This window comes from Paenibacillus sp. NRS-1781 (genome assembly GCF_050467745.1).
Taxonomy (GTDB): domain Bacteria; phylum Bacillota; class Bacilli; order Paenibacillales; family Paenibacillaceae; genus Paenibacillus; species Paenibacillus terrae_A.
Map to the genome: position 1 here is coordinate 47,072 of NZ_JBITPI010000049.1, position 26,232 is coordinate 73,303.

26 protein-coding genes and 2 pseudogenes are annotated in these 26,232 nt (G+C 46.5%); 21 read left to right on the plus strand and 7 right to left on the minus strand.

The genetic code is table 11. The features are described from left to right. Positions 1-144 precede the first annotated feature (144 nt). Entirely contained in the window at positions 145-1,845 is a 1,701-nt protein-coding gene (locus ACIFO6_RS18310; RefSeq protein WP_430042640.1) for a methyl-accepting chemotaxis protein, read from the plus strand. Positions 1,846-2,078: 233 nt separating this feature from the next. On the opposite strand, the gene ACIFO6_RS18315 is transcribed toward ACIFO6_RS18310, so the two are convergent. Beyond that, positions 2,079-3,479 carry a helix-turn-helix domain-containing protein gene (locus ACIFO6_RS18315; RefSeq protein WP_430042642.1) on the minus strand — a complete coding sequence of 467 codons (1,401 nt, stop codon included), beginning with the start codon at positions 3,477-3,479 and terminating at the stop codon, positions 2,079-2,081. Positions 3,480-3,717: 238 nt separating this feature from the next. On the opposite strand from ACIFO6_RS18315, the gene ACIFO6_RS18320 reads away from it, so the two are divergent. From ACIFO6_RS18320 to ACIFO6_RS18330, 3 genes are all read left to right on the plus strand, one after another. Next, positions 3,718-3,927, plus strand: a complete 210-nt coding sequence (locus ACIFO6_RS18320) for an XRE family transcriptional regulator (protein ID WP_430042644.1) — start codon at positions 3,718-3,720, stop codon at positions 3,925-3,927. Positions 3,928-4,407: 480 nt separating this feature from the next. Then, the gene (gene lepB / locus ACIFO6_RS18325; RefSeq protein WP_430042646.1) at positions 4,408-4,620 is read left to right on the plus strand and encodes a signal peptidase I; all 213 of its coding nucleotides are present in this window, start codon (positions 4,408-4,410) and stop codon (positions 4,618-4,620) included. Between the two features lie 67 nt (positions 4,621-4,687). After that, positions 4,688-5,092, plus strand: coding sequence for a hypothetical protein (locus ACIFO6_RS18330; protein WP_430042648.1), 405 nt, complete (start codon positions 4,688-4,690; stop codon positions 5,090-5,092). Positions 5,093-5,218: 126 nt separating this feature from the next. On the opposite strand, the pseudogene ACIFO6_RS18335 reads toward ACIFO6_RS18330, so the two are convergent. Together ACIFO6_RS18335 and ACIFO6_RS18340 are read right to left on the minus strand one after the other, a co-directional pair. Then, positions 5,219-5,431, minus strand: a pseudogene (locus ACIFO6_RS18335) (sporulation protein); the annotation flags it as partial. Positions 5,432-5,494: 63 nt separating this feature from the next. Beyond that, positions 5,495-6,091 carry a thymidine kinase gene (locus ACIFO6_RS18340; RefSeq protein ID WP_430042649.1) on the minus strand — a complete coding sequence of 199 codons (597 nt, stop codon included), beginning with the start codon at positions 6,089-6,091 and terminating at the stop codon, positions 5,495-5,497. 231 nt (positions 6,092-6,322) lie between these two features. Here ACIFO6_RS18340 and ACIFO6_RS18345 point away from each other — a divergent pair, with 231 nt between their 5' ends. The 6 genes from ACIFO6_RS18345 (at position 6,323) to lipB (ending at position 12,481) form a co-directional block, all read left to right on the plus strand. Beyond that, positions 6,323-6,535 (plus strand): hypothetical protein, encoded by a 213-nt coding sequence (locus ACIFO6_RS18345; protein WP_044647639.1) that lies wholly within the window; start codon positions 6,323-6,325, stop codon positions 6,533-6,535. Positions 6,536-6,661: 126 nt separating this feature from the next. Beyond that, positions 6,662-8,083 (plus strand): dihydrolipoyl dehydrogenase, encoded by a 1,422-nt coding sequence (lpdA, locus tag ACIFO6_RS18350; protein ID WP_430042650.1) that lies wholly within the window; start codon positions 6,662-6,664, stop codon positions 8,081-8,083. Positions 8,084-8,224: 141 nt separating this feature from the next. Continuing rightward, entirely contained in the window at positions 8,225-9,253 is a 1,029-nt protein-coding gene (locus tag ACIFO6_RS18355) for a thiamine pyrophosphate-dependent dehydrogenase E1 component subunit alpha (RefSeq protein ID WP_430042652.1), read from the plus strand. Between the two features lie 2 nt (positions 9,254-9,255). After that, positions 9,256-10,242 carry an alpha-ketoacid dehydrogenase subunit beta gene (locus ACIFO6_RS18360; RefSeq protein WP_430042654.1) on the plus strand — a complete coding sequence of 329 codons (987 nt, stop codon included), beginning with the start codon at positions 9,256-9,258 and terminating at the stop codon, positions 10,240-10,242. Positions 10,243-10,330: 88 nt separating this feature from the next. Further along, entirely contained in the window at positions 10,331-11,737 is a 1,407-nt protein-coding gene (locus ACIFO6_RS18365; protein ID WP_430042656.1) for a dihydrolipoamide acetyltransferase family protein, read from the plus strand. A gap of 45 nt (positions 11,738-11,782) precedes the next feature. Then, positions 11,783-12,481, plus strand: coding sequence for a lipoyl(octanoyl) transferase LipB (lipB, locus tag ACIFO6_RS18370; protein WP_430042657.1), 699 nt, complete (start codon positions 11,783-11,785; stop codon positions 12,479-12,481). A gap of 122 nt (positions 12,482-12,603) precedes the next feature. Here the strand turns inward: lipB and prli42 are convergent, their stop codons facing one another. Next, positions 12,604-12,708: a stressosome-associated protein Prli42 gene (gene prli42, locus ACIFO6_RS18375; RefSeq protein WP_430042659.1), complete on the minus strand. Its 105-nt coding sequence runs from the start codon at positions 12,706-12,708 to the stop codon at positions 12,604-12,606. An 85-nt stretch (positions 12,709-12,793) separates the two neighbouring features. Here prli42 and ACIFO6_RS18380 point away from each other — a divergent pair, with 85 nt between their 5' ends. Next, positions 12,794-13,927 (plus strand): tripeptidase T, encoded by a 1,134-nt coding sequence (locus ACIFO6_RS18380; protein WP_430042661.1) that lies wholly within the window; start codon positions 12,794-12,796, stop codon positions 13,925-13,927. 57 nt (positions 13,928-13,984) lie between these two features. Here ACIFO6_RS18380 and mciZ read toward each other — a convergent pair whose 3' ends face one another. After that, positions 13,985-14,128 carry a Z-ring formation inhibitor MciZ gene (gene mciZ, locus ACIFO6_RS18385; RefSeq protein WP_430042663.1) on the minus strand — a complete coding sequence of 48 codons (144 nt, stop codon included), beginning with the start codon at positions 14,126-14,128 and terminating at the stop codon, positions 13,985-13,987. A 122-nt stretch (positions 14,129-14,250) separates the two neighbouring features. Between mciZ and ACIFO6_RS18390 the strand changes: the two genes are divergently transcribed. From ACIFO6_RS18390 to ACIFO6_RS18420, 7 genes are all read left to right on the plus strand, one after another. Beyond that, the gene (locus ACIFO6_RS18390) at positions 14,251-14,862 is read left to right on the plus strand and encodes an NUDIX hydrolase (RefSeq protein WP_430042665.1); all 612 of its coding nucleotides are present in this window, start codon (positions 14,251-14,253) and stop codon (positions 14,860-14,862) included. 5 nt (positions 14,863-14,867) lie between these two features. Next, positions 14,868-16,064, plus strand: coding sequence for an endonuclease Q family protein (locus ACIFO6_RS18395; RefSeq protein ID WP_430042668.1), 1,197 nt, complete (start codon positions 14,868-14,870; stop codon positions 16,062-16,064). Positions 16,065-16,269: 205 nt separating this feature from the next. Further along, positions 16,270-16,923, plus strand: coding sequence for a stage II sporulation protein M (gene spoIIM / locus ACIFO6_RS18400; protein ID WP_430042913.1), 654 nt, complete (start codon positions 16,270-16,272; stop codon positions 16,921-16,923). Between the two features lie 102 nt (positions 16,924-17,025). Continuing rightward, positions 17,026-17,523 carry a Fur family transcriptional regulator gene (locus ACIFO6_RS18405; RefSeq protein WP_137063517.1) on the plus strand — a complete coding sequence of 166 codons (498 nt, stop codon included), beginning with the start codon at positions 17,026-17,028 and terminating at the stop codon, positions 17,521-17,523. Positions 17,524-17,690: 167 nt separating this feature from the next. Beyond that, positions 17,691-17,933, plus strand: coding sequence for a YqzK family protein (locus ACIFO6_RS18410; RefSeq protein ID WP_044647628.1), 243 nt, complete (start codon positions 17,691-17,693; stop codon positions 17,931-17,933). A 67-nt stretch (positions 17,934-18,000) separates the two neighbouring features. Then, on the plus strand, positions 18,001-18,945 hold the full coding sequence (gene xerD, locus ACIFO6_RS18415; protein ID WP_430042670.1) for a site-specific tyrosine recombinase XerD: 945 nt from the start codon (positions 18,001-18,003) through the stop codon (positions 18,943-18,945). Positions 18,946-18,998: 53 nt separating this feature from the next. After that, positions 18,999-19,823 (plus strand): purine-nucleoside phosphorylase, encoded by an 825-nt coding sequence (locus ACIFO6_RS18420; protein WP_430042672.1) that lies wholly within the window; start codon positions 18,999-19,001, stop codon positions 19,821-19,823. A 36-nt stretch (positions 19,824-19,859) separates the two neighbouring features. Here ACIFO6_RS18420 and ACIFO6_RS18425 read toward each other — a convergent pair whose 3' ends face one another. After that, complete coding sequence (locus ACIFO6_RS18425; RefSeq protein ID WP_430042674.1) at positions 19,860-21,125, minus strand: O-antigen ligase family protein; 1,266 nt, start codon at positions 21,123-21,125, stop codon at positions 19,860-19,862. 193 nt (positions 21,126-21,318) lie between these two features. Here ACIFO6_RS18425 and ACIFO6_RS18430 point away from each other — a divergent pair, with 193 nt between their 5' ends. Together ACIFO6_RS18430 and ACIFO6_RS18435 are read left to right on the plus strand one after the other, a co-directional pair. Then, complete coding sequence (locus tag ACIFO6_RS18430) at positions 21,319-22,977, plus strand: glycosyl hydrolase family 28-related protein (RefSeq protein WP_430042676.1); 1,659 nt, start codon at positions 21,319-21,321, stop codon at positions 22,975-22,977. A gap of 194 nt (positions 22,978-23,171) precedes the next feature. After that, positions 23,172-23,412: pseudogene (locus tag ACIFO6_RS18435) on the plus strand (iron chaperone); the annotation flags it as partial. 69 nt (positions 23,413-23,481) lie between these two features. On the opposite strand, the gene ACIFO6_RS18440 reads toward ACIFO6_RS18435, so the two are convergent. Then, on the minus strand, positions 23,482-24,372 hold the full coding sequence (locus tag ACIFO6_RS18440) for a LysR family transcriptional regulator (RefSeq protein ID WP_430042678.1): 891 nt from the start codon (positions 24,370-24,372) through the stop codon (positions 23,482-23,484). A gap of 111 nt (positions 24,373-24,483) precedes the next feature. On the opposite strand from ACIFO6_RS18440, the gene ACIFO6_RS18445 reads away from it, so the two are divergent. Beyond that, complete coding sequence (locus ACIFO6_RS18445; protein ID WP_430042680.1) at positions 24,484-25,869, plus strand: MFS transporter; 1,386 nt, start codon at positions 24,484-24,486, stop codon at positions 25,867-25,869. Positions 25,870-26,232: the final 363 nt, after the last annotated feature.

The window sequence follows — 26,232 nt, forward strand, 5'->3', positions numbered from 1 at the left end:
CGTGCTTTCTAGATACACCTTTATATGGAGTCAGCCAATTTTCCTTTTGGAAACAGTTCTGAAAAATATCTTTAAGTTGATATAAACAATGTGTCGATTCATGTCGATATAATATTTACTATAAAGAGTTTGAGGAGCGAATGTATGAAATTTAACATCCGAGCAAAATTGTTATTGGGTTTTCTTGCAGTAATTGCTTTATTGATCATAATTAGTTTGGTATCCATCTCAAAAATGAAAAACTTGGGTGACACTTCGATGGAAATTGATAGCCACTGGATGCCCAGTGTGACTATCCTGGGAACGATAAACGGTGATATATCTGATGTAGAACGGCTTTCCCTGAATATTATTGTAGAACGCGATCCGGCAGAGGTGGAGAAGGTTCAGGAGGAATACGATAAGGTTTTGAAAAAAATCGAGAGCAGCCGGAAAACATATGAAAAATTAATTGCTACTCCTAAAGAACGTGAAATGTATGATGATTTCTCCAAAAAATATGCAGATTATCTGAATATGTTGCCAGAGGTTATTGAAGCAGGGAAAGCTAACGATTATGTTCAATCCAGCATTCTTCATAAAGATTCCTATGCACTATGGGATAGCGCGAACAATATGATCTTTCAGCTCATCAAGCTGAACTCAGATGGCTCAAAACAGATTACACAAGAAGGCGTTGACAATTTTATCTCAGGCAGACAAATAGTCATCGTTTTGAGTATTGCGGCCATTGTATTGGCATTCATCATGGCACTCATCATCGCCCAAATTATTTCTAAACCCATTTTGCGGATCAGCCGCGCTGCTGAAAGCATTGCATCGGGTGATCTTACAGGTGAAGCTATCGTCGTGAAGGGTAAGGATGAGATTAGCACGTTGGCACATTCCTTTAATACGATGGTTGAAAACCTTCGCCAATTAATCCAATCGGTTAGTAAGACGACTGAAATGGTAACCACATCCTCAGAGGAATTGACGGCCAGCGCAGAGCAAAATAGCCAAGCTTCTGCACAAATAACCGAAACGGTACAAGAAGTAGCTACAGGAACGGGCGAACAGGTGGATATGGTGACCAAGTCGTCCCAAGCTATTGAGGAAATGTCTATCGGAGTTGAACAAATTGCCATCCGTGCGCAAAATGTATTTGCATCTGCTCAGGATGCGGCACACAAATCAGCCGAAGGTAACCAATTGATTCAACAGGCTGTTACGCAGATGAACGCTGTAAATCACTCTATGGAGGGATTGGCTGGTCTGATGGCTGGTTTGGGAGAGCGTTCAGATGAAATTGGCAAGATCATTGATGTAATCACCAATATTTCAAGTCAGACCAACCTTCTTGCTCTGAACGCTGCGATTGAAGCGGCCCGCGCAGGAGAACACGGTCGCGGATTTGCTGTAGTTGCGGGTGAAGTGCGCAAGTTGGCAGAACAATCGGCTCATTCTGCTCAACAAATTACGGAACTTGTTGGTTTGATTCAAAAAGATACTGCCCATGCGATCGAGGCTGTAGCGTCCAATGGAAAAGATGTCATGACAGGTCGGGAAGTCGTGCAGAATGCAGGGGCTTCTTTTGAACTGATTCAGGAAACCGTTAATAAAGTAGCGAGTGAGATTGAAGAGGTATCCGCTGGATCAGAGCAAATGTCTGCAAGTACGGATGAAGTTGTTGGCTTTGTCAAACAGATTTCAGCCATTGCCGAGGAAGCCGCAGCAGGAACACAACATGTGTCTGCTGCAACACAAGAGCAACTGGCATCCATGGAGGAAATTGCTTCAGCTGCAAGAAACTTATCTACCATGGCAGAGGACCTGCAAGGACAAATCGGCAAATTCAAAGTGTAACTCAGATCAACATAGATCAAGCTGGGATTCAACTGAGACAGTGTGTGTAATAACACGCTGTTTCTTTTTATTTTGAGGCAATCCAATACGGAACCTTAAAAGTTTACATAACCTTGGAATCCAAAGAAATATTCTGTTTTAAGCGAAGTGCAGTATTTTAGCTTGCTCCATGATTGTTTATCTTGATGCTATCGTGGGAGATAACTGTAGTTGGCGAGATTGGTAGGATGGTACTAATTAACCCAAAAGCCAGAACGAGATGAACAATTAGAGAATTTTTCATCATTACCTTCCTCCTTAATAATACTTTCGTACTCGTTTTTTTGTTCTGCGGTAGCAAATTTTTTGTTTAATTCAAACATAGTAACACATTGCTTGAAGTCACTGTCATTATTCATGATAATGGCTAATCTTAGGGAATGCAAAGTGCAATTAAGTCCTTGATGCATTCTTTCATTTTTAAAATTATAGATGGCAAGCTCATGTAGGAATGAAAAATAATAAGTTCTGTGTGTCTTGTCACTAAGTTTATTGAATTTAGAAATTTGTTCTCTAAATTCCTCCAATAATTCGTCCACAAAAAAATCATAATTATTCGCTGATTCTAAAATCGTAAGTAGCCCCGCTAGTATTTCATCAGGATGTTCTTTTAAATATTGTATGTAACGGGGAATTACAGATCTTTTGTTCGTAAGTATATCAAGTGTATACATATTACCTTCTGCCCAAAGCTTAAACTGTTCAACTTGTTTCTGATTTTTTTTATCCATACCTTTCATCCAACTAAGATCGTTATACTTATAGATGTAAGCTTTAGCTTCTTTGTACTTTTTTTGCTTTTGTAAGGCAAGAGATTTCATCAGATAACTATATCCGTAATAAAAAACAAAAGGATGATCCGTTACAAGTGGTTCAGCCTTCTTCTTGATTTCTAGTCTACGTATTTTATCATTGTATGCAGCTTTTACAACGATTTGGAATTCATCAGCGTATACCTCGACTTCATCCCATTTATGCTGATTAAACGATGTACCTGTCAGTTTATAATAACCATCTAATTGATAGTTTACAGGTAAACGGTTACGAAAAGGCGCAAACCGTATCGCTGCTTCACGGTTCTTTTCCAAATTCTGACCAAGTGCAGCACGAAAAAGCCTATAGTGACTAATGGCTAAACGCTCTGAATGCTGATATTTCTCATTTTCCACTATGCATTCATAGAAAGGAACAGCTTCCTTCGGTTTATCTGCATTATGTAATTCCTCCGCGATTTCAAATACCAGCTCAAGCTGGTTTAAATCTTCCAGCATACGGGATAGAACGACGATTATGCAGTCCGTAAGGCCAATCTCTACGCAACGCAATAAAAAGGGTTTAATTCGACTACGATGTGGGCTTCCCGTAACAAAGCATTCTTCCACATACAACTCATATAGCCAGCCTTCTGGTTGTCCTAATGCGCTTGCAATGACATCTATATATCTTACCGATATGGGTTTAATTTTATCCACATTCAGTAACGTGCTGAGATAACTTACCGTTACTCCAGACAGATCAGCAAAGCTTCTCAGGGTGTATCCTTTTTGCTGCAAGCAGGTGCGTATTTCCGAACGAATCGCGATAGCTCCTTCCATGGATAGAGACTCCCTTCTTCCAACTTCAGAATGCAACTGAAACAATATCCTCCTGATTTTCATATGTGCAAAGTGATTATATATGCCGAATTGAACATCTGTAAATTATGTCCAAAAATTGAAGGGTGTTAACCAGTATCCTATCATTCCAAATTTTAGTATAAGCATGATAGTGTAAAGCTATGTTAAGCATTATAAGTATAAGTACAACAATACATAAACAGAAAAGGTGAGTCTTTTGAATAACAATAAACATCCTGTAACTGATTTTGGATGGGCGATTAAGCAGAAGTTGGTTGAAAGGCATATGGATCAACAAGCCTTTTGCGAGACTTACCAAATTCCCACGTCCCGTATATCGAATCTAATCCATGGAACCCGCAAAGCTAAGCGATATAGGCGATTAGTTTCTGAATTGCTCGGTATTGATGATACATTTACGAAATAGGCGTTCAAGTATGATTCATGTTATATATGAAGGAGGAATGCTGAATGACAGGGAAATTACACAAGCTTAAAGTACGTTCCCATTCTCATCATTGCATATTCTGTAATAGTAGAGAGTCAATCGTTCTGTATAGAGGAATTGTGATTTGTGCCGAATGCTATCTGAAAGTCACTAAAAAACCTCCTGTAGTGCAAACTCCAAAGAAAATTGGGAAGGATTAAAAGGTAGACCAATAACCGAATATATGCTAATATATTGATAATTATGGTAAATGATACTTTTTGAATAGGTCATCCTCTCGGGGGTGACTGTTTTTGTTTGTATTTTTCAAATTTTTGACAAGTATTGGGAGACAGTATGATGAATTGGAATGTTGGCTGCTGTATTAGCACTAGGTATGATCAATGTAAGTGATGATATAAAGTCATACTCAAAGGAGAACGATTTTCGTAGAGGGGGATATTATCGTTTTTCAGAAGGATGATGTACAATTTGTATAAAGGCGACTTACCTAGCTTGCTTAATTTCCCGTTAAGAGGTGAGTCGGATGTTGTACCGGAGGGTATGATTTTTGTGTTGGGAGACAATCGGATGAACAGCACAGACAGTCGTTTTCTGGGATTTATTTCAACAAATAAGGTGATAGGCAAGGTTATTGCACTGTACGGGATTCCGTTAGACGAAACAGAATAAAGCCTGTACTTGTACGAGGAAGTGGAAGCAAACCTAACGATTATAAAACAAAGGCGGGGATGAAGGCATGTGGAATAGTCTAACTTGGGTGATCGTCGGCGTGTTGTTGGTGGCGTTGGGTTGGATTGTTATGGCATGGCGTGGTCGCAGCAGCAAAAAACAAGTGAATGGACAGCGGAACAGCAATGTCGTTGAATTTCGTCCTCGTAAGCCTGCCCGACAATTCCGGACCGGAAGCGTGTCCAAATCTAAGGTATCTTCGGATTCCCGCGCGAATACAAATGCAGCTAGTATTCAAGTCCAATCTGGATATGGACTGTCTGACTCTATCCAGGGCACGGGCAAGCAAAAATGCTCCTTTTGTAAAAAAGAAGACAAATTAACCTTTTACGCAGATGACAATGGTTCGCTGTACGGGGTATGCAAGGATTGCAAGCACAAGGCGGAACGACAGGACATGCTGCCACTGTAGCCGATGCAGATGATACGGAAACGGCAGAGTATTTTGAACAGCATAATAATCCCCAACCGTGACTTCAACGGCGGGGATTTTTTGTTATATCAACATATTTATCAAAGCTGTCTGTCGAGCAGTTCCTCCAGCGCCTCTGCGATCCACTTCGACAAGCACATGCACGCCTTCAGGCTCCAACTGCATAATTAGCTCCAGTTTCTCGATATAATGAAAGCCGTCGGATACCTTGACCCGAGCGATGCAGCAGGTGGAAGTGGTTTTCTTGTCATCGTGCTCTTCGATATATTCTGTTTTGAGTTCGATGTCAATTTTGCCGATTCCTGCGCTTGCCAAGATCTTGTTGAAAAAACTCTGCTGGTTGTCGTGCCTTTATCGCAGCCTGATGGCAAATTTTCCGTGCTAATCGCAGTTCACTTTATGGGGTGGTATAAAGCAATTACGGCAACGTGGCTCATACGCCTCTGAGTCGCCGATCATTACAATAGGCCCTACAGTGGAAGGCTTTCCGTTCACCATACGCTGGGTATATACAGCTTCCGAGCTTCCACATACGGCACAAAAGGAAGCTAGCTTTTCGATGTCATCTGCCATGGCGAGTAAACCGCCGACATATCCGAATTCCTTACCCCGGTAGTCCAAATTGAGTCCATCTGCAATGACATGCTTGCCACAGTAGGCTAACTCCTCCACCAACGTCATGATATGACGACTGAAAAACTGTACTTCATCAAAGGCGACCACATCGGCATCCTTCGTTTCTTCCAAAATCCGCTGTACGAGCTCATCTGTGAGTTTTTTTGGAATGGAGATGGCAGGCAGCCGATATCCGATGCGGCTTACAATTTCGTCCTTGGCGTAGCGATTATCCTCAGCTGGTTTGTAAGCGACCACCTTGCGGTGTCCGTATTGAATTAATTTTTGACAGCGGCGAATGAGTTCGCCGGATTTTTCGCTAAACATGGGGCCTGTAATGATCGTAATTTGTCCTGTATGCAACGCGAATTCCCCTCTCTGTAACATGCGCATAACGCTGTGAATCTATTATTCCCGAAAGAAAAGGCCATTATAGATTACCATAATGTGCAGCAAACAGACTAGGGAAAATATATTGTATTTCGACATGTTATTGTATATCTGTTCTTGGAACGTAAAAGTGGATGTCATTGCTCTGTTGCCGTGAGCATGATAAGGTGAAGTGTAGTGGAATAAAGGGAAGAGGGGACAGGCATGGACCAAAAAGATACGGATTATAGTGCCAAAAAAGAAGCATTGCTGGAGCAAGGCTTGGTAAGCCCACAGGCTCAGGAGTTGATCACGGAGCTGGAGACAGAGCTTGATCTTCTGCGCAAGCAAAATGAATCGTTTCGCAAAGCACTACGGGCCAAATCAGCCCAAACGCCGAGGATGTCTACCAAGTTACGGGACGCCTTGTATGAATAATATATGTCAGATGCCGCGAGCGGGTTGCTAGACGGCCCGTGGTCTATGCATAAACACTATATTTTGTACAGTGAAATAAAGAGAGTACAATAAGCTATATATAATCAATGTTAATGGAGGAGAAGTATGACTATACATTGTGATGTTGCCATTTTGGGCGGAGGAACCGGGGGATATGTGGCAGCCATTCGTGCAGCCCAGCTCGGCAAGGAAGTCGTTATTATTGAAAAGGACAAGCTAGGTGGAACCTGTCTGCATCGTGGATGTATCCCGAGCAAGGCTTTGCTGCGTAGTGCAGAGGTATATGCGACGATTAAGGAAAGTACGCAATATGGCATTGAGACCTCGGGAGCGCAGCTTGTTTTCCCTAAGGTGCAGGAGCGCAAGGAAGCCGTTGTGGAGCAGCTACATCAGGGCGTGCAATTTTTGATGCGTAAAAATAAAATTACGATGCTGAGCGGCAAAGGGCGCGTGATTGGGCCGTCTATTTTCTCACCAAAAAGCGGTGCAGTTGCCGTGGAGCTGGAAGATGGCGAGATGGAGACGGTTGTTTCTGCCCATCTTATTATTGCAACGGGATCACGCCCGCGTGCACTGCCCGGATTGGAGCCGGATGGCGAATTTATTTTGAGCAGTGACGAAGCGTTGATGATGGAAGAACTGCCCGCTTCCCTGATTATCGTAGGTGGTGGCGTTATTGGCGTGGAATGGGCTTCCATGCTGAACGATTTTGGCGTGGAGGTTACGGTGGTCGAGGCGGCGAATCGGCTTATTCCAACCGAGGACGAGGATGTTTCGCGTGAAATGCAGCGCCTGTTAACCAAGCGTGGAGTCAAGGTTCTGACGGGCTCGCAAGTGCTGGCTGAAACGTACGGTAAGGATGAGGAAGGCGTACAGATTGACGTACAAAAAGGGGAAGAAATCGAAACCCTCAGCGCCTCCAAGCTGCTTATTTCGGTGGGGCGTCAGGCGAATGTGGAAAATATCGGGCTGGAAAATACGGATATCCGAGTAGAGCGTGGCTTTATATCGGTTAACGAGCATTTGCAGACGAATGAGCCGCATATTTATGCGATCGGGGATTGCATCGGAGGCTTACAACTGGCGCATGCGGCGAGCCATGAAGGGCTGCTGGCGGTCCATCATCTGTCCGGCGAAGTGGTTCACAGTGTACCGAATCATCTGATTCCGCGTTGTATTTATACACGTCCTGAGGCAGCCAGTGTCGGCTTGACAGAGCAAGAAGCCCGTGAGCGTGGACATCAGGTGAAGACAGGGAAGTTCCCTTTTCAAGCTATCGGAAAATCGCTGGTGTACGGTAGCCGGGATGGATTTGTCAAAGTGGTTGCCGACGAGAAAACGAATGATATTCTCGGTGTACATATGATCGGTACACATGTAACGGATCTCATCAGCGAGGCGGCTCTTGCGCAGCTGTTGGATGCTACGCCGTGGGAAGTCGGACAGCTGGCTCATCCGCATCCAACATTGTCGGAGATTTTGGGAGAAGCGATGCTGGCGGTTGATGGACAGGCAATAGGGATATAATTTTATCTTAATAAATCGGTGCTTTTCTTTTTGGGGAGAAAAGGATTATAATGGGGTTAGCCAGAGTTTAGTACCAGGTTTTAAGACAAGATGGTACTAGGTGCTGGTAGTAGGATGTTTGACACTTAAGGAGGTGCCTCAATGAGTTCAAAAGGCGCTGTAGACGCTGGCTTCAGACATGAACAGCTGGGACTGACTCACGGACAAGTTATTGACATGTACAGATATATGCTGCTCGCAAGAAGATTTGACGAGCGGAACATGCTCCTGCAACGGGCAGGGAAAATTAATTTTCACGTTTCCGGCATTGGGCAGGAGGCGGCACAAGTAGGTGCGGCTTTTGCACTGGACCGGGAGAAGGACTATTTTCTTCCCTATTATCGGGATTACGGATTCGTACTTGCGGTCGGTATGACGCCACGCGAACTGATGCTGTCGCAATTTGCCAAGGCGGATGATCCCAACAGCGGTGGCCGACAGATGCCCGGTCATTTCGGCAGTAAACGGCTGCGTATTGTGACAGGCTCCAGTCCGGTGACGACGCAGGTTCCACACGCAGTGGGTGTAGCGCTGGCTGCCAAGATGCAGAAGAAGGATTTTGTATCGTTCGTTACATTTGGTGAAGGCTCCAGCAACCAGGGGGATTTTCACGAAGGCTGTAACTTTGCAGGTGTGCAGAAGCTCCCAGTCATCATTATGTGTGAAAACAATCAATATGCGATATCAGTTCCGATTCATAAGCAAATGGCAGGTAAGGTGAGCGACCGTGCTTTGGGATACGGATTCCCTGGGATTCGGGTCGATGGTAACGATGCGCTGGCAGTGTATGCAGTCGTCAAGGAAGCGCGTGAACGTGCTATTCGTGGCGAGGGGCCAACGCTTATTGAAGCGATGATGTACCGCCTGTCTCCTCACTCCACCTCGGATAATGATCTGGCTTACCGGACCAAAGAGGAAGTGGATGAGAACTGGGCCAAGGACGGCGTAGCCCGTATGAAAAATTATTTGCTGGATTGCGGCATTTGGGATGAGGCCAAGGATGCGGATTTGTCGGCTGAGCTGCTGCTCGAGGTCAAGGAAGCGATTGAATATGCGGATAAAGCGCCTTTTCCGAAGCCCGAAGATACGCTACTGCATGTTTATGCTGACAGCGATGGGGAGGGCCAGTAATTATGGCGGTTATGGAATATATTGATGCGATTCGTCTTGCCATGAAGGAAGAAATGGAGAAGGATGAAACGGTTTTTGTGTTAGGTGAGGATGTTGGTGTTAAGGGTGGTGTCTTTACGACCACCAAGGGTCTTATGGATCAATTTGGTGAGCAGCGTGTCATGGATACGCCATTGGCAGAGTCGGCTATTGCCGGAGTTGCGATTGGTGCGGCCATGTACGGAATGAAGCCAATTGCCGAAATGCAATACTCGGACTTCATGCTTCCGGCAACCAATCAGATTATTAGTGAAGCAGCTAAAATTCGCTATCGCTCTAACAACGATTGGAGCTGCCCTATTGTAATCCGTGCGCCTATCGGTGGGGGGATCTTTGGCGGATTGTATCACTCACAGTGTCCGGAATCTATCTTTTTTGGTACACCAGGTCTGAAAATTGTAGCGCCTTTTACACCTTATGACGCCAAAGGATTACTGAAGGCAGCCATTCGTGACCCTGATCCGGTGCTGTTTTTTGAAAACAAAAAATCCTACAAGCTCATCAAGGGTGAAGTACCTGATGATGATTACATTGTTCCGATTGGTAAAGCCAATTTACTGCGTGAAGGTGACGATATCACGGTCATCGGGTACAGCCAACCGCTACATTTTGTTATGCAGGCTGCTGAGGAGCTGGAGAAGGAAGAGGGTATTACCGCACATGTTGTGGATTTGCGCACACTCCAGCCCTTAGACCGTCAGGCCATTATTGAAGCTGCAAAGCATACAGGCAAGGTACTCATCGTGCATGAAGACAACAAAACGGGCGGCATCGGTGCCGAGGTATCCGCTATTATTAATGAGGAATGTCTGTTCGAGCTGGATGCGCCGATTGAGCGCCTGTGCGCTCCAGACGTGCCTGCCATGCCGATCAGCCCGCCGATGGAGAAGTTTTATATGTTGAACAAGGATAAGGTTAAGGAAGCGATGCGCCGTCTTGCAATGTATTAATATAGAGCGGATTGGACGAAAGCATTCCAAAAGTGTAGCGGGGGTTGCGGTAAAATGTGCCCTCCTATGATGTTAAGGAGTTGAAAAAATGTCAGACCAAAAACAATGGACCGACGTGACCATGCCCCAATTGGCAGAATCGCTTGTATCGGCGACAATTGCAAAATGGCTGAAACAACCTGGCGAAACGGTGGAGCAATTCGAACCGATTTGCGAGGTCATTACAGATAAAGTGAACGCTGAAATTCCATCCACATTGGACGGAATTATGGGTGATCTGTTAGCTGAGGAAGGTCAGACGGTAGCCGTTGGAGAATTGATATGCCGTATTCAGACGAAGTCGGTTGCACCTATGGCATCAACTGGAGCGACTCCCGTTGCGCCAGCACCTCAAGGCAACGCACAAGCACAAGTACAAGTACAATCCCAACAGGGTGCTGCCTCAGATCAATCCATGCGAGGTCGGTTTTCTCCGGCGGTGCAAACACTGGCTGCTCAGCACAGCATAGACCTGAATCGGGTGACAGGCACAGGCATGGGTGGACGAATTACTCGCAAAGATGTGCTGAGTTATGTACAACAGGGTGGTTCCGCTCAGGCAGGGGGAGTATCCGAACAGCCAACTGCAACGACACCAGCGCAAGGCTCTCCTTTTGCCGGAAGGCAGCAGTCTGCTGTTCAGCAAAGTACACCGATTCAAAATATGGACCCTGCAATTCCGGTGCGCAACAGCGGCATTCATTTGACGGAAGCTCCGAAAGCTCCTGTGATCGAAGTTGAGGGTGGCAACAATAACAGATCGGAGTATTTTATCGACGTTACACCGATTCGCAGTGCGATTGCCCGCAATATGCGGCAAAGTGTCTCTGAAATTCCACATGCCTGGACGATGATTGAGGTGGATGTAACCAATCTGGTGATGCTCCGCAACAAGATCAAAAATGAGTTCAAGCAAAAAGAAGGCATTAACATTACGTACCTGGCTTTCCTCATGAAAGCGGTCGTGAATGCCATCAAGGAATATCCGATCATGAATTCGGTATGGGCTGTAGACAAAATTATCGTCAAAAGAGATATCAACATTTCGCTGGCTGTGGGTACAGAGGACGCAGTTCTTACACCTGTTATTAAAAAAGCGGATCAGAAAAACATTGCTGGACTGGCGCGTGAAATTGAAGATTTAGCACGTAAAACACGTGAAGGTACGCTCAAGCTGGACGATATGCAGGGCGGGACGTTCACTGTGAACAACACGGGCTCCTTTGGTTCAATACTGTCATATCCGGTGATTAACTATCCGCAGGCTGCGATTCTGACCTTTGAATCCATCGTTAAAAGACCAGTGGTGATTGATGATATGATCGCGGTTCGCTCAATGGCTAACCTGTGTCTGTCGCTGGATCATCGCATTTTGGATGGTGTGATTTGCGGACGATTCCTGCAACGGATCAAAGAAAACCTGGAAGGCTACACCTTGGATACGAAGCTGTACTAATCATCCGAACAGTTGGGTAAATGGACGGAGAGGAAGTGACAGGCCGTGAACAGACGACCGCTGGATGTAACCTATACGAATAGGATGGAGTACGCCCATGCATGGGATATCCAGAAGGATATTGTAGGGAAGCTGGATGCGGGGGAGGCGAGAGAAACACTTATGCTTCTCCAGCACCCGCCAACCTACACGATTGGCTCTCAGCGGCATCCTGAGCATTTGCTTCTCACTCCGCAGCAGTTGAAGGCTCAGGGAATCAGCGTTTTTCAGATTGACCGTGGGGGAGACATTACATATCATGGTCCGGGGCAACTGGTCGGATATCCCCTGCTTATGCTGGGCAACCAGAAGGCACTTGACCTGCACGGATACCTCAGGAGTCTGGAAGAGGTGATCATTCGGTTGTTGACTTCCCATGGTATTGAAGGAAGTCGCAAGCCTGAATACACAGGGGTATGGGTCGGGAATCTTAAAATCGCGGCCATAGGAGTCAAATTCAACAAATGTAAGCACCGTCGGGGCTTTGTGACCAGTCATGGTTTTGCCTTCAATATCAAATCAGGGATACAGCATGAGGGCTTTCAGGGTATCGTTCCATGCGGAATTCAGGAATATGGAGTAACTTCATTGGAGGACTGCACACAGCAGACTTTTTCAGTGGAGCAGATTGCGAAGGAGATTGTACCTTACTTTGAGGAGCAATTTTCATTTGCGGCGGAATGGCAAAGTCATTCCCTCCTATAAAGCAAAGGCGGGTTATTCTGTGATGTACACGGAAGCCCGCCTGTTTTCTTGTGCCACAGCTTGTCCGCCTACAGTCTCCATGGAGCACTGGGATGGGAGGATATCTGGAGCGGCGCAATCCATTATAGTGGCATAATCAACGGCTCAATCACCATGAACAGCGTAGAGCCAATCATCGCGGCGAGCATAATGTAGACGAAAAAACGAACCCATTTTTTGTTCTGCATGTGTAACTCCTTTAGGATAGGTTTAAGTCAGATATAAGACTATCTATCCGTATTGTAGCGTAAACGGGAAAGAGAGGGAAGTTCAATGACAGCAAAAGTAGTGAAAGACCGAATCGTACAAGAATTTATGGAACTCGTACAGGTGGATAGCGAAACCAAGCACGAGCAGGAAATATCGCGTGTTCTGAAAGAAAAATTCAATGAACTTGGGCTGGAGGTAATAGAAGATGATTCGCGCGAAAAAACCGGACATGGTTCGGGTAATCTGATCGTAACCTGGAAAGCGGAAGGCGCGGAGCAAGCACCTAAATTGTTTTTTACCTGCCACATGGATACCGTTACACCAGGCAAAGGCATAAAGCCGCAGCTGGGTGAGGATGGCTGGATTCGCAGTGACGGTTCAACCATTTTGGGGGCAGACGATAAGGCAGGGATCGCCGCTTTGTTCGAGGCGATTCGTGTCGTGCGTGAGCAGAAAATTCCCCATGGACAAATTCAGTTTGTGATTACGGCAGGTGAGGAGTCCGGTCTGTTCGGCGCACGGGCAATGAAACCGGAATTGCTGGATGCGGACTTTGGGTATGCATTGGATTCCAATGGTGAAGTAGGCTCCATTTGTGTGGCTGCGCCAACGCAGGCTCGTATTGAAATGAAAATTACTGGAAAATCTGCTCATGCGGGTGTAAATCCCGAAGATGGCATCAGTGCCATTCAAGTAGCCTCCAAGGCCATTTCCAACATGAAGCTGGGACGGATTGATAAGGAAACGACTGCTAACATCGGCAGCTTCGAGGGCGGCGGAGCAACGAATGTTGTATGCGATTTTGTGCTGATCCGGGCAGAGGCACGCAGTATTGTGCAGGAGAAGGTTCATCATCAAATCCAGCATATGCGTGAAGCATTGGAAACTACCGCGTGTGAATTTGGTGCACAAGGAGAATTCCGTAGCGAAGTTATTTATCCGGCATTCAGCTTCACAGAGCATGATGAAATTGTGCAGGTTGCGCAGCGTGCTATACAAGGGCTGGGACTGGCAACGCCGACCTTCCATTCCGGTGGTGGCTCGGATGCCAATGTATTCAACGGACTGGGAATTCCCACGGTGAATCTGGCTGTTGGCTACCAGAACATTCATACGACACAGGAAAAAATCAAGGCAGATGATCTGGTGAAGGTTGCCGAAGTGGTCGTAGCTCTTATCCAAGAGGCGACGAAGTAAGACTGGCGCGATACACATAAGGTTCAGGCTAAAGACAGGGGTAGCGTTCCCTTGTCTTTAGACCTGAACCTTTTTTGGAACCATGAGCGAGGCGATCGTGGTAGCGGAGTCGTGTTCTTTTTGCCATTGCCGCAGTAGGGCTTGAATCTGCCAGGCTTTGCCGACAATATGGAGAGTGGTTTCGGTACGGTAGCTTTTCATTGGCGAATCTCCTTTGAACAGGGAAATTTGTTATAATACCACCATATGTCCGAAGTGGACAAGTTAGACTAAAGCTGGCGATGGATAATGAAGAGATAAATGATGAAGGAGGCAACATGCTGATGAACAATCATAAGAAAGATCCAGTGAACGAACAGGTGAACAACCCAGACCGCAAGCCTTATTCCAATCCTGCGTTGGAGGAAAAAACGGTATCCACGCAGCCCATTTTTGAAGGAAAGGTGATTACGTTACAGGTGGATACGGTAGAGCTTCCCGACGGCTCCACGGGTAAGCGTGAAATCGTGAAGCATCCGGGGGCGGTGGCCGTGTTGGCGCTGCATGAGGGGAAAATGCTGGTCGTGGATCAGTACAGACAGGCGATGGGCCGCTGTGAGGTGGAAATCCCGGCAGGCAAGCTGGAGAAGGGCGAAGATCCAATGGAAGCGGCGGGACGCGAGCTGAGAGAAGAGACAGGCTATACTGCCAAGTCGCTGAAGCTGCTACATTCCTTCTATACTTCCCCCGGATTTGCGGATGAAATCATTCATCTGTATGTGGCTGAAGAACTGGAACTGGGAGAAATGGAACTGGATGAGGATGAGTTTCTGGAGCTGTTTGAGGTGACGCTGGAGGAAGCACAGGCACTCATTCGCGAAGGTCGGATTAGTGACGCCAAAACGATTCTGGCCGTCTATGCGTGGCAGCTTCACCAACACACAGGGAGCTTCTAAGCGGTATGAATGGAAATACGGTGGAACTTACAGATTACTATGCTGATCTCCATATTCATATCGGCAGAACGGAAAAGGGAGATCCGGTCAAAATTAGCGGCAGTCGGGACCTGACTTTTGCCAAAATTGCCAAGGAAGCATCTGGTCGCAAGGGGATCGGACTGATCGGTATCATTGACTGCCATGCCCCGAACGTGCAGGAGGATATCCACGCTTATTTGCAAACAGGTGAAATGGCGGAAATCAGGGGTGGCGGTATCGCGTACCGGGATACGGTTGTGCTACTGGGAACGGAGTTGGAGATTCGGGCGGAAGGTCGTCCCGAGGCGCACATCCTGGCCTATTTTCCCAATTTGGCGGCGATGGAGGATTTTACGCAATGGATGGCTCGGCACATGAAAAATGTTAATCTCAGCTCGCAGCGTATCTATGCCCCCCCACGCGAGCTACAGCAGCAAATTTACGGCCGTGGAGGCATAATGGTGCCAGCGCATGTGTTCACCCCTCATAAGGGCATATACGGCAGCTCTGCGGCCCGTATGGAGGAACTGCTGGATATGCAGCTCATTAGCGGGGTGGAGCTGGGGTTAAGTGCGGATTCGTCTATGGCCGGATTGATATCGGAGCTGGACCGTTTCAGCTTCCTGACCAATTCGGATGCCCATTCGCTCGGCAAAATTGGACGGGAGTATAACAAATTATCCATAGCAAAGCCAAGCTTTGATGAATTCAGAATGGCTTTGGAGCGCCGGGAGGGACGACGGGTGTCTGCTAATTACGGATTAAATCCGAAGCTGGGCAAGTACCATCGTTCCTACTGTCAAAGCTGCGGTACGATTATGGACGAGCAAGAGATGGCGGACGAACGCTGCCCTGCCTGTGGTCATACCAAGCTGGTGCGGGGCGTACTGGATCGGATATGGAGTATTGCTGACCGTGAGCAGCCCGTGATTCCATCGCATCGTCCACCTTACATTTACCAGATTCCGCTGGAGTTTATCCCCGGTCTGGGCAAAGCCAAGCTGAACCATCTGCTGAATGCGTTCGGAACAGAAATGAATATTTTACATGAGGTCACACAGGAACAATTGGCGGCGGTTGTCGGAGAAGTGTTGGCAGAGCAAATTGTCCTTTCCCGGGAGGGACGACTTTCCCTCGTCTCCGGTGGTGGCGGAACCTACGGCAAAATAGCCAAGTCTTAGTAAAGTCTTGTCCGCATAAAGTCATGTCCTATTAAAGTCATATCGGCGTCTGCTTGTTCATAACCATTAAATATCTATGCCGTTGGCTTGGCACATCACTCGTGAATCTTCTTTTGCAGCGCAAGCTGCCCCGAACCCTAGCCATCAGCCGTCGGATTACGGTTGTTTTTTGGACAAACAAGCAGATGAAAGGGGCAGGACGCCGATGCAATGGTTTCGTCATACGTTAAAGGACCAGACGCCGTATTATGTATTTTTGGCCGTGCTGTTTCTGGTAGGAGTCGTCTTTGGTGCACTGATGGTCAACGCGCTCTCGCTGGAGCAGCTTCAGGATTTGTCGCGTTATCTGAAGGATTTTTTTGTGACGGTTAATCAAAATGAGCAGGGCTTTGCTGGTTCGCAAGCGACCTCAACCTTTTGGGATAGTGTGTCTCTACATCTGAAATGGGTCGGTTTAATCTGGGTATGTGGTCTTTCGGTCATCGGTCTTCCCGGCATTCTCGTACTGAATTTCCTCAAGGGTGTGTTGATCGGATTTTCGGTAGGGTATATGGTAGGACAATATTCGTGGAAGGGGCTGTTATTTTCCCTCGTCTCCGTGGCTCCTCACAATTTAATCGTCATTCCGGTACTGCTCGTGTGCAGTGTGGCTGCGATGACCTTTTCCATTCATATGATCAAAACTAAAATACTCGCTACACGGCCATCTGACGGAATGCTGCGTCCGTTGCTGTCCTACGCAGGGCTGACCGCTGCAATGATGTTGCTCCTCATTGGAAGCGCGTCCTTTGAAACTTGGGTCACCCCGGTTATGATGCAGTGGGTTACTCCCATGCTGACTGCTTCCGTGTCTCCTTGACTCCGTTTCAAAATGTTTGACTTTATTTGTATAGACCCCCTATAATAATAGGAGTGAAAAAAAGTGTAGTGGGCAGTAGCTTTTGCAGGGGGAGGGAGACACATGGAAGCACGGATCGAAAAAATTAAGCAGCAGTTGCAATCCCAGGGCTACAAACTAACGCCTCAGCGGGAAGCCACCGTCAGAGTTTTACTTGAGAACGAAGATGATCATCTGAGTGCGGAAGATGTATTTATGCTCGTTAAAGAGAAAGCTCCCGAAATCGGTCTGGCAACCGTATACCGTACCCTAGAACTGCTAAGTGAACTGCACGTCGTGGAGAAAATCAATTTTGGTGATGGCGTTGCGCGTTATGACCTGCGTGGCGATACGACCAAGCATCACCACCACCATTTGATATGTGTGCAGTGTGGCAGTGTGGATGAAATACTGGAGGATTGGCTTGGACCGCTGGAAGAGCGTCTGGAACGGGAATATAACTTTACCGTAGTGGACCACCGTTTGGACTTTCACGGTATTTGTTATCGTTGCAAGGCTAAGAACGATACGACCGCTCAGAAATTTTTGGGTAAAACCAAGAAAAACAAATCTCAGGATTAATAAGCTGACAACCCAAGCTCTCACCGGCGAAGACGCGTTCGGGGAGAGCTTTTTTGGTTCAGAATCCGCTATACGAGATTAAGCAGTATAAAAATGAACAGCTTGTCATACCCTTCCATATAGAGCCTTAATAGGGCTATAATCTGGAAAAAAGGCGGCTGATTTACATGGTACTATCGTTGCGGAGAGGACTGAAATGGCTGCGTCTGGTCATACTGTTCGGGGCTTTGGCATGTATGTTCTACTATAGCCTTGGGTTGTTCAGGGATTGGATTACACCTGTGGATCATTACCGTATACCGGAAGGACATGCAGTCAAGGTATTCGGCGGGCAGGAATTATCCGACGTATCCGAGCATAAGACGGCAGTGTCGGAGCGTCTACGTTTCTTTTACTGGTATGGAGAATAGTCCATGTAGACGCTGAGACCCATCTGACTGAACCGTTGTATGCAGGACAAGGAGACTTCTGGAACTCATGAAAATGTATATTCAACCTTTTGTTCGATATATGGAAGACGAAAAGGGCTTGTCGCCCAGCACATTGGAAGCGTATCATCGGGACGTGCAGCAGTTTGTCGAGTTCGCTGAAAGCTGCGGCATTGAGCAGCCGGACAATATTCAACGCTCCCATCTGGTGCTGTATTTGGGACGTTTGAAGGAACAGGGAAAAGCGGCAGCGACCATTTCGCGCAGCGTAGCCTCTATCCGCTCTTTTTTCCATTTTCTCATTCGGGAGGGAATTACGGGGCATGATCCTTCTGTCTTGCTGGAGCTGCCGAAGGCCAACAAAAAGATGCCTTCTGTGCTCACGCAGGATGAGATAGGGCGTCTGCTGGCAGCGCCGAATGTTTCCACTCCGCAAGGGGGACGGGACAAGGCGATGTTGGAACTGCTGTATGCGACAGGCATCCGTGTATCCGAGCTGATCGCCCTGAACGTGCGTGATGTACGCACTGACCTGCGTTTCGTTCACTGTGGCGGTGAGGTGGGGAAGGAGCGTGTCGTGCCGATCAGCCGTGAGGCATCGCAGTGGGCACAAGCGTACATGGACGAGCAGCGTGCGTTGTTGCTGCGGTCCGGGCAGGGTGAGGAGGCTCAGATAGAACAGGAAGCCTTGTTTCTCAATATGTCCGGTCAGCGTCTCAGCAGACAGAGTTTCTGGAAAATGATCAAGAAGTATGGTCAGGAAGCAGGTATAAGCGGGGATATTACACCGCATACCCTGCGGCATTCTTTTGCGGTACATATGCTGGAGGGCGGAGCGGATTTGCGCTCCGTACAGGAGATGCTAGGCCATGCCGATCTGTCCACGACGCAGGTTTATGCGCAGACAGCCAAGCGAAGTATGAAGGAAGTCTACGAAAAGCATCACCCGCACGGCGGCAATCGTCCGTCCAGCGACAGCAAGGATCGTATATGACGAACGATAACGGCAACTATAACTAACGATTGTACAAGACAGGAGAGATATTGATGTCAACAGCCAACCAAACTACGATTCAGGAAGCAGCAGATTATATCCGTGCCAAGAGCGGAATCCGTCCGGAAATCGGCCTTATTTTAGGCTCGGGTCTCGGCATTATAGCCGATTTGATTCAGGATGGAATTAGTATTCCCTACCAGGATATCCCTCATTTTCCCGTATCGACGGTAGAAGGTCATGAAGGAGAATTGCTGCTTGGTACCATTGAAGGTCGCGCTGTAGTTATGATGAAGGGCCGCTTCCATATGTATGAGGGCTATGGCCCGCAACTTACAGCTTTCCCGGTTCGGGTCATGAAGCAATTGGGCATTCAAAGCTTGCTGGTGACAAATGCGGCAGGCGGTGTCAATACGTCTTACGAGTCGGGCGATCTGATGGTTATCTCGGATCATCTCAATCTGACCGGACAAAATCCGTTGATTGGACCGAACGATGCGGCTCTGGGTGTTCGCTTCCCTGACATGTCGGAGGCATACAGCCGTCGCTTGCGCGAGATTGCCAAGCAAACCGCTGCTCAGCAGGGCTTCAGCTTGCAGGAAGGCGTATATGCCGGATTGCTGGGTCCAAACTATGAAACGCCTGCTGAAATCGTTATGCTGCGCACACTGGGTGCAGATGCGGTAGGTATGTCCACGGTGTCCGAGGTCATTGTAGCTCGTCATGCAGGTATTGAGGTGCTGGGCTTCTCCTGTATCACGAACATGGCGGCAGGCATTTTGGATCAGCCTCTGTCCCACGATGAAGTAATGGAGACAGCAGAGAAGGTACGTGAGAAATTTTTGAATCTCGTATTGGCGATTATTCCACAAATGTAGGTTGTCACATCCCAAGAACCCCGTTCCAAACGCCATTTAAGGCGCAGGAAAACGGGGTTCTTTTTTGCGTGCTGTTCGGTTGGTAGTTTCTAATGTGATGGAGGCGTGCTGTATGCTTGTCGTAATTTCCTTTTCTGCTACTGTCTGTCTATGCCGTTCCTGTACCTTGATCACAATAACAACAAATATGATCCAGTAGATGGCCAGAGAATTCAGAAAGCGGCTATCCGTAATATTGTTCAATACAATGAATAGGAAAAAGACAGCTGCCGTCAGCCATGTATACATATCGGTTTTACCAATTCTGAATTTAAATAAAGTGGTCATGGCGAGTGTAATGGTTGCCAACATTCCTGTGAGGCCGATATCAATCCACAGATCCCGAAACCCGCTATGGCTGCTTGTCAGATCAAATCGGATTCCATTGGCATAGATGCTGGGCCGGTTTGCCCAGAAGGAGCCGTAGCCATGACCAAACCAGTAGTGACTGTCAATGGCGCCTGCAATCCCCTGCCAGATCTCTGTTCTTCCAGTCAAGGTTGTTGTCTTGCCGAATTCCGATGCAATTGCATCCCCGTAACTAAAGGCGAACACGATACCCAAAAGCACAAGCAGGCAGGAACTGCTAATGAAGAAACCACGCAGCGAAACGCTTCGGATTCTTTTGAATAGCAATATAAACAGGATGAACATAAACAGGGAAGAAGTGAGCAGCAACGAGGTGGTGGATTGGCATTTGATGAGCAGTAAGGCATTCAGCAAAACAAAGCCAACATGCAAAGCTTTGCGTGTTCCCCTGAAAAAATAAATGACATGTGAAACAAAACATAGCAGAGAGAGCGTTCCCAGTGTGTTTTTATGACCAGAAATGCCTTTCCACAGCCCTGTATGTTCGACGCCCCCATGAATGGCAAAGGAGGGAACGAGCACTACCGCCAGTAGATTAAGTACGCTCAAAATACTTAACGTAATGACCAGCAGGCGGATGCAGCCTTGCGTCGTATAATGGGTAACCAGATAAAGTCCAAAGGTGGAAAAAGTAACGAATTTAAGCACCATCAGCATGGATGAGGTCTGTTCCTGTTCAGCCCATAAACAGGAGGCAGCTATGTACATCATGAGCAAGGTCAGCAACGGATTATCAGCCAAGGTTGCGATCAGTGGCTTTAGCGAGGGCAACAGCATCAGATAGCTAAACAACAGGATAAGCAGGGAAATTGCGATCACTCTGGGAGACAAGCCCTGACAGGCATAAGGAATGGAAAAAGCCAGTAAACCGACCACTGTAAGGACAGTCTTCACACATTCACCACCCGGATACGATATGTATCTATTTTATACAAAATGTATCTTTTTGTACAATAATAAATTGTTATTTTCTCATTGTAGAGCAGCTGTCCCGTGCATATACTCAGTCCATGCTAAGAAAATGCAAAATCTTTTGGCTCTGTCTGGAAGATATATTTTCAAAGTTTTTATAAATGGGGGTGTTCGGGTGACGGATCGTTTCACAGATCGTTTGAAGTTGAATTTGAGTGGTACGGGCACAGAGCTAACGCCGCCGCAATTAAACGAAAATTTTAAAAGCATTGAAAAGGAATTCATCCAACGTAGTGTAAATGCAAGCTGGTTTGGAGCAGCAGGTGATGGTGTTCAGGACGATACGGAGGCTTTGCAGGAACTGATCAATAAGACTCCCGACTATTCCATTCTTCATATCCCAAGTGGACGATACAAAATAACCTCCACCCTTCAGATTCGCAAACAGGGCGTACGCATTTTTGGCATTCATAAGGGCAGATACCGACAGGGTAAGGGGGTTACGTCGATTGAATACTATGGTACGGGTCCTTGTTTTCAAATTGGAGACGAGAGTCTTCCATCGTTTAGCGGCTTTCAAAATGTACAGTTTCATGACCTGGCCATCCGGTACGAAGGGACGGATCGAGCATCATTAAATAATCCTTTTTCTCAGGAAGTAAAGCGCGGATATTATGGAAAAGGTACTTTAGGCATTCAAGATTGGAAGGGCGGCGGAGTAACGCTGGATAATGTGTTAATTGAGCATTTTGAGACAGCTTTTTGGGGCTACGAAAGCGATGTGGATTTATTTAATTGTACGGAGATTAATTACAATAAAACGGGTATTCACTTGCAGAACAGAAGTTCACAGTTTACCAGCCTTGCGCTTTTTACACTGGGGAATGATACGGCGCTCGATCTGAATAGCTCCAATGGGGCCAGATTTTTGGCCAGCCAGCACATTAAGGAAGGAAGCTCAAGTGATATCCCCATTCGAATTGATGATTTTATGAATGCCGAATTTATAGGCTGCTGGTTTGAGGGGCTAAGCTTAGAACATAGAGTGACGGTTCCGTCTTTTATTCAAATTGGGGCCACGAAGGAGACGAAGAATGTCGCTCTTCGCGACTCCATTTTAGCTATCGCAGACAAATTCAGGGACAAAAATGACGACAACTACGGATCAGTGTGTGACTATTTTGTAGATGTGGTCATTGGTAAAAAAATTTTAGTGGATGGGGTGGGTGGATATCCACGCAATTTGAGGAATTTGGTTTCCTTCTCTGGTAGCTCATCCACTCAGCAGGTGACGCTTCGTTCGCATTTGGATTTCAATTACGTAGATAACCGTTATTATAAAAACAACGGGACAGGGCAGGCTTTACTACTAGTGGAGAAATATTCGAACAACGGAATAGAGCATTTGGACAAAACCTTTGTCAAAGCCTATCTGGGAGCAAGACAAAATATCCTCGCAGGCAGTTGGCAGAAGGTAAAATTCAACCGGATCAGCTATGATGAACTGACCGAGTTTGAGGCAACGGGCAGCCGTTGGCGGGCCAAACAAGCCGGAAAGTACAGAATACAAGCCTATATTTCGACCGATCCTCAAGTGGCTGGCAATCGTACACGGCTGGCGCTCCATGTGAATGATGAGCAGGTTGCTGGCAGCTCGGCGTATGCCTATCTTGATGATCGGGTGATTGGCGGGCCGAACTACAGTGCCTTGAGTGGAACGATTGAACTGAAGCTGGAGGCCGACTCTTTTATTGATATACGGGTGTACAGCCAAAATAAAACGGATATTTTACCGGGTGGAGGACTTACGTACCTCACGATCAGCCGAATGTAAGTCGCTGTCACGCAGACCATAGACGTTCTTTCATTTTTGGGTAGTAATTGTTGTGAAACTTCCTTAAGGTGTTTAATGCGAAGGGTTTCATCTGCTTTGCATAATGATCGTAGATACCCGACTTCATATAATTCTCAAGCAGACCTTGGAATAGCACTGAGGTGCTTAAACCCGCTGTATGTTTGTGCCATTGCATGTTTACCGATCATGGTACATTTATTATAGGATTTAGCGTTGCCAAACATCATTTGGCTGAGAAACCTGAAAAGGCAGGAATTAATCATTTTCGATAAAATTGTGAAGGCTGGCTATGATCACACCAAAAAGTTGGTGCGTATCTGGTGGGATGGCCCGGTTGATTTCTCATTACTGGAGAGAATGATTGAATTCAATATTACGAAGAAGGCAAACTGTTCAACTTTTTGGCGGAAATAGGCATAGCGGATACCCTAAAAGAAATGACCCTGCTCTCATATACAATGGAGAGCGGGGTCTTTGGGATGGTCATTCATCAATTGGTTTGGGCATTGCACCGAAATAGTCTATAACAACGCTGCGAAACGCGATAGCTGCTTTCGAGATATATCTGTTTTTTTGCGACAATAAAGCAATCTCCCGCACAAGTCTCTGATCTTCTATCGGAAGATATGCAATGCGTTGCTGTGGGTTTCTTGCTGTACTTGGTATAAAGGCAAGCCCAATCTCCGCTTCCACTAGTGCGATTAATCTTGCAGGCTCATCTCCTTCATATACATACTTCGGTACAAACCCGACTGATTGGCATTTGGAGTCTACCAGATCACGAATGCCGTATCCTTTTTTCACACCCACAAACCACTCATCCTTAAGCTCTGCTAATGTGATGCTGCTTCGATCCGCATATCGATGACCAAGAGGCACCGCTACTACGATGGGGTCCTCGAATAGGATCTGACAGTCGATATCATCACCTTGGATCGGAGGAGAGGACAGGCAAAAATCGATCTCCCCTCGATGAAGAAGTGTAGACATGTCTTCCAAATTTACCATTTGTACATGAAAATGGGTGTTCGGCTTATTTTTCCGGAATTCCCGCAAGATACCTGGCAATGTGCTTGCTGTGGTGACCGCCAATTGGAGTGTACCGTGATCCGGGTTGGAGAGGTCAGCAATTTCCTGCTTTCCCTGTTCCAATTCGAATAGGGCTTTTTCGGTCCGGTGAAGGAATGTTCTTCCGAATTCGTTTAGCCGCAGCTTTCTGCCCAATCGATCAAATAACGGTGAACCCAAGTCATCCTCCAATCGCTGTATCGTTTTGCTCAGTGAGGATTGAGTGACATGCAACTTACCCGCAGCTTCCGTAACATGTTCACACCGGGCTAACGTCAGAAAATAGCGTAGCTGAAGAAGCTCCATTTCGCACCACTCTCTTATTCCTTTTAGTTCATCAAATCATAACATAAAATGCGTTGGAATAAATAACAGGATTCCATTAAGATGATCAGAGAAGAAGGGGGTATATACAAAATGAACGCTCGAAATATATGGTTAATGATATCTGTCGGCTTGGGAATCATGCTGAATCCGTTAAATTCCTCCATGATATCTATAGCCATTGCAAGACTGCAACATGTGTATCAACTTGATGTTACGACCGTTTCGTGGATTATTTTTTCCTTTTACATTGCGAGTGCTGTTGCTCAACCGGTCATGGGCAAGTGCAGTGATCTGTTCGGCCGCAGAAAGATATTCCTTATCGGTCTGGTTGTTGTCTTCGTTTCCTCCATGTTAGCTCCGTTATCTCCCGGCTTTTCTTGGCTCATCGTATTCCGGATCGTTCAATCTGTCGGCACAAGCATGATGGTAGCCGTCGGAATGGCGATTGTAAGAATCCATGTTACTGAGAAACAGGCAGCCGCCTTGTCAGTCCTTGCGATGTTCCTATCTGGAGCAGCAGCGGTAGGCCCTTTTATTGGTGGTGTATTGATTCATTGGTGGGACTGGCCCAGCATATTCCTTGTTAATATTCCATTTGTAATCGCTAGCTTTATCTTCGCCTGGAAAACCATTCCCAAAGAGGAGTCATTCAAATCCACCTCTGGTGACATGTCCATCAGGAAATGGCTCCTGCTGATTGATGCGCCGGGCATATTCTTGTTCACAGTCGCATTGGTGACTCTGCTAATTAGCTTGCTTTCAGTCAAATCAATCGGACATCTTTCAACATGGCACCTTATGGTAGGGGGGATCGGATTGATTGCAGTAGCAACTTTTATACGACATGAATTGAAAACACCATCCCCCTTTATTCCTCTGCGGGCATTTGCTATATATCCCGAAATGACCTGGGTGAATGTACAATTTATGCTGGTTAACACTCTTTTTTACGCTCTGTTTTTTGGAATACCGTCTTATTTGCAGCAGGTACGTCATCTCAACGAAATTCAAACAGGAATAATTATGCTAACCCTCGGTTTATGTTCACTGATCAGTTCTCCTCTCGCAGGACGCTGGATCGACAAATCTGGAACGCGGCTGGCTTTAATCCTTTCTGCAGTGTTAATGACATTCGGGTCCGTATTAATCATCACCATGAATGAAGCTTCGCCGATGTTCAGTGTAATCCTCGCCTTGGCTGTATTTGGAATAAGTAACGGATTGAATAGCGTCGGTATGCAGGCTGCCCTGTTCAAGAGCACACCAAAAGAAATGATTGGTGTCTCCTCGGGTATTTTTAATACATCGCGATACCTCGGTACTATTTTGTCGTCATTGTTAATTGGAATCATCATGGGAGATACGTTCAGTGTAATGGGAATCCACTTGCTAGGGGTCATCCTTACGGTATTTTCCACATCTTTGATTATCATGAACTTACGTCCCAAGCGATCCTCGGGCACGCAAGCGTTATAGTTCGGACATAATCAGGATTCAACGTCGAATTAGAACCGCCGTAATGTCGTTTTTTTGTTTTGAGCTATTTAAAACATCGGATATTCGTCCAACCCTTAGGTGAGGAAGGTCACTCGCTCTGGTTCTGACAGCATGTCCAATCATGAGTAAGGCATCCAGGAGATGGGGTTTGCCCGTGAAGTTGCGGATCGGGTTGTCTTCATGGACGGTGGCTATGTTGTAGAGCAGGGCACCCCTGTTGAATTATTCAGGATAAAAAATCTTTTTGAAATAATGGGTACAGTTTAATTTTGAAAATTAGCACCATGCTGACTCAGCTTGGTGCTATTTGATGTTTTCAGGCGTATGGAATATTTTTCATCC